Here is an 832-nt window from a genome sequence, read left to right as displayed (position 1 = left end):
AGGAGACGATCAACAGATGGAAAACAAATTGGAACGCCGCAAGCTGGGCCGGATCGATCAGGAAAGCACGGTTGTCATTTACGGAGCCGCCAGCTTGGGCAATGTCACTCAGGAACAAGCGGACGAATCGATTCAGTACGCGCTGGACATGGGAATCAATCATTTCGACACGGCAGCCAGCTACGGGGATGCCGAATTGCGGATGGGCCCCTGGATGCCTAAGATCCGCAAGGATATCTTTCTCGCTACCAAAACCGGAGAACGCGGGAAAGAACCGGCGATGCGGCAAATCGAGCAGTCTTTAATCCGGCTTCAAACCGATCAGGTAGACCTGCTGCAGCTCCATGCCGTGACGAGTTTCGAAGAGCTTGAGGCGGTTACCGCCAAAGGCGGAGCGCTCGAAGCCGCTATTTGGGCGAAGGAACAGGGCATGGTTAAGCATATCGGGATTACCGGTCACGGTCATATCGCGCCGGCTGTACATCTGGAAGCGCTGCGCCGGTTTCCGTTTGAAACGGTATTGACGCCGCTCAACTTTATTCTATATCAGAACCTGGAGTACCGGCGCATTTTTCATGAGCTGGTGGAAGAGACGACACGTCAAAATACCGGTTTGATGGTCATCAAAGCTTTGGCCAAAGGAGAGTGGGCGGAAGGCGCTGAGCGGAAATACGCAACATGGTACGAGCCTTTCGATGAGCAGTCGATTACCGACCACTGCGTCTCTTTCGTACTCTCTCATCCCGGTATTACCGGGTTTGCGAGCGCAGGCGACATCCGTCTCCTGCCGGGGATCGTCGAAGCCGCTAAACGTTACCGCAAGATGAATGAG

The 832-nt window shown here is 54.6% G+C and carries 1 protein-coding gene; it reads left to right on the top strand.

All coding sequences use genetic code 11. The features are described from left to right. Positions 1-16: 16 nt before the first annotated feature. The coding region (locus tag ACFPYJ_RS33045; RefSeq protein ID WP_379192847.1) for an aldo/keto reductase at positions 17-832 on the top strand (816 nt) is incomplete at its 3' end.

Source organism: Paenibacillus solisilvae, assembly GCF_042656405.1.
Taxonomy (GTDB): Bacteria; Bacillota; Bacilli; order Paenibacillales; family Paenibacillaceae; genus Paenibacillus_Z; species Paenibacillus_Z solisilvae.
This window is presented reverse-complemented; position numbering and strand designations above follow the sequence as displayed.